At 75.0% G+C, this 6,536-nt stretch carries 6 protein-coding genes; 1 reads left to right on the top strand and 5 read right to left on the bottom strand.

Features of this window, described 5'->3' with window-relative positions:
• The 3 genes from tsaE to alr form a co-directional block, all read right to left on the bottom strand.
• A partial coding sequence (gene tsaE, locus HMPREF3099_RS07390; protein ID WP_083323602.1) for a tRNA (adenosine(37)-N6)-threonylcarbamoyltransferase complex ATPase subunit type 1 TsaE occupies positions 1 to 389 on the bottom strand: 389 nt, incomplete at its 3' end.
• Between the two features lie 32 nt (positions 390 to 421).
• A complete protein-coding gene (locus tag HMPREF3099_RS07385) occupies positions 422 to 1,324 on the bottom strand; it encodes an alpha/beta fold hydrolase (protein WP_070705390.1) in 903 nt (300 codons plus the stop codon).
• Positions 1,321 to 2,514, bottom strand: coding sequence for an alanine racemase (gene alr / locus HMPREF3099_RS07380; RefSeq protein WP_070705389.1), 1,194 nt, complete (start codon positions 2,512 to 2,514; stop codon positions 1,321 to 1,323). The genes HMPREF3099_RS07385 and alr overlap by 4 nt, the downstream gene beginning before the upstream one ends.
• A 105-nt stretch (positions 2,515 to 2,619) precedes the next feature.
• On the opposite strand from alr, the gene mptB reads away from it, so the two are divergent.
• Positions 2,620 to 4,173, top strand: a complete 1,554-nt coding sequence (gene mptB / locus HMPREF3099_RS07375; RefSeq protein ID WP_168168480.1) for a polyprenol phosphomannose-dependent alpha 1,6 mannosyltransferase MptB — start codon at positions 2,620 to 2,622, stop codon at positions 4,171 to 4,173.
• Between the two features lie 35 nt (positions 4,174 to 4,208).
• Here the strand turns inward: mptB and HMPREF3099_RS07370 are convergent, their stop codons facing one another.
• Both HMPREF3099_RS07370 and HMPREF3099_RS07365 read right to left on the bottom strand, forming a co-directional pair.
• On the bottom strand, positions 4,209 to 5,009 hold the full coding sequence (locus tag HMPREF3099_RS07370) for an HAD-IIA family hydrolase (RefSeq protein WP_168168479.1): 801 nt from the start codon (positions 5,007 to 5,009) through the stop codon (positions 4,209 to 4,211).
• 26 nt (positions 5,010 to 5,035) lie between these two features.
• Positions 5,036 to 5,884, bottom strand: a complete 849-nt coding sequence (locus HMPREF3099_RS07365; protein ID WP_070705387.1) for a tetratricopeptide repeat protein — start codon at positions 5,882 to 5,884, stop codon at positions 5,036 to 5,038.
• Positions 5,885 to 6,536: the final 652 nt, after the last annotated feature.

Raw genomic sequence — 6,536 nt, 5'->3', positions numbered from 1 at the left:
TGGCGGGTGACCTGGTCGGCGTCGTCGGCATCGCGCCCGGTGGCCCGGCGCACGGTCACCTCGAGCCAGCGGTCGGTGAGCTGCTCCACGAGACCGGCACCCCACTCGGCCACCAGCACGGCGCCGGCCAGGTCGGTGTCGAGGTCGATCTCGTCCACCTCGTGGCGGCTGCCCAGGCGGTAGGTGTCCACGTGCACCAAGGCGGGGCCCTCCCCGGCCGAGGGGTGCACGCGGGAGATCACGAAGGTCGGCGAGGTCACCTCTCCGGCCACGCCCATGCCCTCACCCAGCCCGCGGGTCAGGGTGGTCTTGCCCGCACCCAGCTCCCCGGTGAGCACCAGCACGTCCCCGGCCCGCACCCACCGGCCCAGGCGGCGGCCCAGCTCCATCGTCTGCTCGGCCGTCGAGGCCTCCACCACGCTCACGCGCACTCCCTCACCAGCTGCAGCACCGCGCCGGCCATTTCGTGGGGGTGCTCCACCATGAGCAGGTGCCCCGCCGCGGGGACCACCTGCAGGGTGGATCCCCGGTGCAGGGCGGCGATCTCCTCGGAGTGGGCCAGGGGCGTCATGCGGTCATCATCACCGATGAGGACCAACCCCCGGCAGTCCAGCGAGCGCAGCGCGTCGCGCCCGTCGTGGGCCAGCACCGAGGTGAGCAGCTCGGCGAGAACGCGGTAGGGCACCCGGTGGTGCATGGCCTGCACCTGGCGCAGGGTCGACCGGGAGGGCCGGCGGTGGAAGTTCGAGCGCGCCAGGTGGGCGAGCTCCACCTCCCGGGCACCGCCACGGGGGGCGGGGCGCACGTCCGGTCCCGACCGGGCCGCACGGGCCATGACCCGCGGGGCGATCTGCCCCACGAGGGGGCCCACCAGGGCTCCGGCGCGAACCGGCAGGCCGAAGGGGGAGGAGGCCATGCCACCGGGCGAGGTGGCGAGCCACACCATCGCGTCCACACGGCGGGCGATGGCCTCGTGCCGGGCCAGCACCCGCATCAGCACCATCCCGCCCATGGAGTGCCCCACGAGCACCAGCGGCCGGCCCTCGGGCACGTGCAGGGAGCGCAGCACGGCGGCCAGGTCGTCGGCCAGCACGTCCAGGTCCAGGGGCTGCTCCCCCGCACGCGACCACCCGTGGCCGGCCAGGTCCGGGCGCACCACGCGCACGCCGCCGGCAGCCAGGATGCGGGCCATCGGACCGAAGATGCCCGAGCCCAGCGCGTACCCGTGCACGAGCACCACGGTGGCCGGCGCGTCGTCCTGCGACGGCCCGTGCTCCACGGCGTGCAGCTCGCGGTCCTCGCGGGTGATCCAGTGGTGGATCACGCGTCCTCCCCCACGAGCACCCGCGGCACCCGCGGCCCGAGGCGGGTGACCACCTCGTAGCTGATGGTGCCGGCGACCTCGGCCCAGTCCTGCGCCGTGGGGCCGCCGTCGGTGCCGTCGCCGAAGAGGACCACCTCGTCACCCACGGCCGCCGGCGGCTCGGCCCCCGTGGCCTCCCCGAGGTCCACCACGAACTGGTCCATGCACACCCGCCCGGCGATGCGGGCCGCCAGCACCGAGCCCGACCCGCCCTCGGCGCTGCCGGGGCGCACCTGCACCGGGGCGGCGTCCGAGACCGCCCGGGGGATCCCGTCGCCGTAGCCGAGCGGCACCACACCGAGCCACCGGTCGGTGGCCGTGACGTGCGTGAACGAATAGCTCACCCCGCTGCCGGCGGGCACGCGGCGTACCGCCGAGAGGGGCGAGGTCAGGGTCATCGCCGGGCGGAGGCCGAGGTCGGCAGCGGTGTGCAGCTGCGGCACCGGCGAGAGCCCGTAGGCGGACAGCCCGGGCCGCACCAGGTCGTAGGCCAGGTCCGGGCGCGTCACCACGGCGGCCGAGTTGGCCAGGTGGCGCCACCGGGGGTCCAGTCCGGCACGGGCCACCACGGCCAGCCCGTCCTCGAACGCGTCACGTTGCACGTCCACCGACGGGTGCCCGGGGTCGTCGGCGCACGCGAGGTGGGAGAACACGCCCTCGACCCGCAGCACGCCCTCCTGCTCGGCGCGGCGGGAGGCGGCCACCACGTCCTGCCAGTCGCCGGGGGCCACGCCGCCACGACTCATGCCGGTGTCCAGCTCGAGGTGCACGGTCGCCCGCACGCCCGCCTCCCGGGCGGCCGCCACCACGCGGTCGAGCACCCACCGACTGCCCACTCCCACGGTCACCTCGTGCTCCACCAGCGGACCGAAGGCGGTGGCGGGAGTGGGCAGCCAGGCGATGACGGGCCCGCCCACCCCGGCCTCGCGCAGGGCCAGGGCCTCCTCGGGCCGGGCGACGCCCACGATCGCGACCCCCGCGGCACGAGCTGCCCGGGCTGCGGCCAGCGCCCCGTGCCCGTAGCCACCGGCCTTGACCACACCCATCACGTCGGCGTCACCGGCCCACTGGGCGCACCGGGTGAGGTTGGCGCGGATCGCTGAGCTGTCGACGAGTGCCCGGGGGCCCTCCGGGGCGGGATGGGTGTGCATCGGCCCATCGTCCCACCCACCCGTCGACGGAGATCCCCGGTGCCACCCTCACTTACGATGGGGCCCGAATCCACACCACCTGCGGGGAGGTCCACGCCGTTGCGCTTGTCCGAGCTGAGCACACCCATGCTGACGGCGTGGCGCGACGGACGAGTCCGATGGGGCTTCCTGGCCTCGCTCCTCATGGCCCTGGGTGCCCACACCCCGCTCTTCCTGCCGCGGATCAACCCCGTCGAGCGGGTGGCCTGGCTGCGCTGGCTGCTCTCCCCCGAGGGCTCGCTGGGCGCCACCGTGGTGCTCCTGGCCGGCACCATCGGCCTGGCCACGGCCTGGCTGCGGGTCCGGCCGCGCAGCGACCGCCCGGCGCCCCCGATGCGCGCCACCATCGTGTGGTGGTCCCTGCCGATGGTGCTGGCACCGCCCCTGTACAGCCACGACGCGTACTCCTACGCGGCCGTCGGGTGGATGCACCGCATCGGCCTCAACCCGTACGAGATGGGGCCGGGGGCCGTCAGCGGCTACTTCCGGCAACAGGTGGACCCCTTCTGGCTGCTCACGCCGACCCCCTACGGCCCGCTCGCCCTGGAGGTGCAGCGCTGGCTGGTGGTCCTCGTCGGTGAGCGTCCGTACCCGGCGGCCGTGGCCATGCGCCTCATGGCCCTGGCCGGCATGGCGCTGCTGCTGTGGGCCATCCCGCGCCTGGCCCGGTGGGTGGGCGTGCGCGGCGACGTGGCCCTGTGGTGGGGCGTGGCCAACCCGCTGACGCTCATGCACTTCGTGGGCGGCGCCCACAACGACGCCCTGATGGTGGGCCTGCTGGCCTTCGCCCTGTGGGTGAGCACGCGGGGCCACCCGTGGTGGTCGCTGGTGCTGGCCTCGGCCCTCATCGCGGCGGCCACCGCCGTCAAGCAGCCGGCAGCCGTCGGTCTGCTGGGCACCACCGCCCTGTGCACCGCCCGCATGCACCCGCACCTGCTCGGGGGACGTCGCTCGAGCCTCCTTCCCACCCCCGGGGAGGCGTGGCTCTCCAAGGCGTGGCCCGACGTGAAGCGCCTCTTCGTGCCCTCCGTCGTGGCCGCGGTGGTCTTCGCCGCCTCGTTCGCCGCCATCACCTGGGCCACCGGGCTCGGCTACGGCTGGATCCCGGCGCTCTCGGTGCCCGGCATGGCCGCGGGCCTGTCCCCCATCAGCCTCATCGGGGGGCTGCTCGCCTCGGTGGCCACTGCCCTGGGCCTGCCCGATGCGGGGCCGGTCGTCAAGGGCGTGCTCAAGTACGCGGCCACGGCCGTCACGGCCTGCATCGTGCTGCTGGCCTCGCTGCGGGTGCTGCGCATCGGCGGCCTGGCCTTCACCGCCTGGACCCTGCTGGCGGTCGCCCTGCTCGGGCAGACGGTGCACCCCTGGTACGTGCTGTGGGGCCTCCCGCTGCTCCCCCTGGCGGGCATGCGCCCGGAGGTGGAGCGCGTCACCCTCTGGCTCACCTACGCCGTCGTGGCCTACAGCCTCTTCGACACCGGTGCCCGCGCCGGCCAGGTGGTCATCGGCCTGGCGTGCGTGGTGGTGCTCTTCTTCATCTTCCGCGGCCGGCAGCCCGGTCAGGACGCGCGCGGGGTCGACCACCGCCTCGACCTCGTCGAGGAGGACCCCGAGGCGCTCTGAGCCGCCGCTCGCCCACTGGGTGCAGCGCCCCGGCCTCAGCCGAACGTGAGCTGCGAGAGGTCGTCCACCACGTGGTCCGGCACCTTCTCCGAGGCGCCCTCGCCGGCGGCCCGCTCGACCTCGGGCCACCCGTGCACGCCGGTGGCCACGAGCACGCTGCGCAGCCCGGCCCGGTTCGCCCCCAGCACGTCGGTCTCCAGCCGGTCCCCGATGCCGGCGACCTCACCGGCGGTGAGCCCCAGCCGCTCCAGGGCCAGCGTGTAGCTGCCGGTCTCGGGCTTGCCGGCCACGAGCGGCTCGCGCCCCGTGGCCCGGGCCACGGCGTCCACGTACGCCCCGTTGCCCGGTGCCACACCCCAGGCGGTCGGCAGGCCGGCGTCCCGGTTGGTGGCCACCCAGGTGGCCCCCCGACTGACGGCGTGCGCGGCGTCGTGCAGCAACTGCAGGGTGACCGTGGGGGCGTAGCCCTGCACGACGGCCCCGGCCTCGATGGGGTCGCTGGTCACCTCGAGGCCCTGGTCCCGGACGGCCCGGTCCAGGGCAGCCGACCCGGCCACGAGCACACGGGTCCCGGGGTCCACGGTCCGGGCGAGCACGTGGCTTCCCGCCATGGCCCCGGTGATCACCTGGTCCGGGGTCATCCGGACACCGTCCTGCTGCAGACGCGCGGCCAGCTCCTCCGGCCCACGGGAGGCGTTGTTCGTGAGGAACACGACGCGCAGTCCGCCGTGCATCCACGCGTTGAGCGACTCCACGGCTGAGTCGAAGACCCGGTCACCGGCGTGCACCACCCCGTCCACGTCGCAGACGAGGCCCCGCACACCCTCCAGGCGCACGGGACCTCGTGTGGGGAGCGAGACGCTCACTCCCGGCCCGCCTCCTCCTCGGCGTCCGGCTCAGTGCCCGGCTCCTCCGTGTGCGGCTCAGGTGCGTCGGCCTCGACCGTGTCGGCCTCCGCCGCGTCCTTGTCGTCCATGGTCCGCCGCCCAGCCTCCGCAGAAGCGGCCTCCCCCTCGGACGGCGTGGGCGCCGCCACGGGCGCCTCCCCCGCATCGGCGGGCGCGAAGTCCTCGAGGTCGTAGAAGACCCCCTCCTCGGGCTCGGGCACGGGGGCCTCACCGGTCTCGCCCACCGATTCGGCCTTCGCGTACCACTGGGCGGCCCGGTCGTCGCCCTGCTCCTGGAGGGCCTCAGCCAGAGCGAACCACAGCCGCCCGGCCATGGGATCGCTCGACTTCACACGGCCCGCGGGCGTCTCCAGCATGGCGACGGCCGCCGCCGGGTTGCCCAGGTCGCGGTGCGCACCGGCCAGCACGATGGCCATCTCCACCAGGCTCTCGGCCGACAGGTGCTGCGCCTCCCGCGACTCCGCGAGCTCCAGCGCCTTCTCGGGGCGCCCCAGACCCCGCTGGCAGTCGGCAACGAGCGGCAGCAGGTGGGTGGTGCCCCCCAGACGCATCGCGGTCCGCAGCTCCCGCAGGGCGTCGGACCACTCACCGCGCGCGTAGTGCACCGTCCCCAGCGCCTCACGGGCCGACGGCACACGCCCGGCACGACGTGACGCGGTCTCCGCGTGGGCCAGGGCGGCGTCGAGGTCCTCGTCGAGGAACAAGTAGGCGCACTCGATGTGGGCTGCCACGCCCTTCATGTTGTCCTTCGACAGCGTCTTCAACTCGTCCCACACCACCTGACCGAGGGCCTGGCCGGTCACACCGTCCGGGATGGCGGGGTCGGGGCGACGTCCCTGCTTGGGCGCCAGGGCGCGCGCACCCGACGAGAAGTTCTCGGGACGGTCCCCGCGTCCGCCGCGCGTCGCGGAGTGACCACGGTCCCCGGCGCCCCGGCCGCCTCGACGGTCGCCGTCACGCCCCCGGAAGCCTCCCCGCTCGTCGCGGCCCCGGCCTGCCCCGGCGCGACCACCCCGTCGTCCCCCGTCGCGGCCTCCTCGCACTCCAGGTCCCCCACCTCGACGGTCCGGGAAGCCACCGGAGCGCCCGCCGCTGCGAGAGCCCCCACGCTCGTCACGGGGACGGCGCCCCCACGTGGAGTCCCCGTCACGCTCAGGGGTCGAGGGGCTGTCAGGTCGATCAGACGTCATGGCGCGATTCTACGCGGGCACCCACCGGGCCCCGGTGGCCCCGCTCCCCACCGCCCCCCCTGGCCCGGTGACCATTCCACCCCCGAACCCCCGCGTACCGGGTTCTCGTCAGGCCACTTGGGTGGCTGCTCGTCAGGGCACCACCACCTGGTGCCTCCCGGGCCCACGGCGCGTCCCCGCCCACGGATGAACCCCCGGGCCCCACGCCAACAGCGACCCGCCAGACGGAAATAATCCCGGGAATGGTTTCAGCCCCGCCCAACAA

This window comes from Kytococcus sp. HMSC28H12 (assembly GCF_001816045.1).
Taxonomy (GTDB): Bacteria; Actinomycetota; Actinomycetes; order Actinomycetales; family Dermatophilaceae; genus Kytococcus; species Kytococcus schroeteri.
The sequence above is the reverse complement of the archived record's forward strand: the minus strand, read 5'-3'. Positions and strand labels throughout refer to the sequence as shown.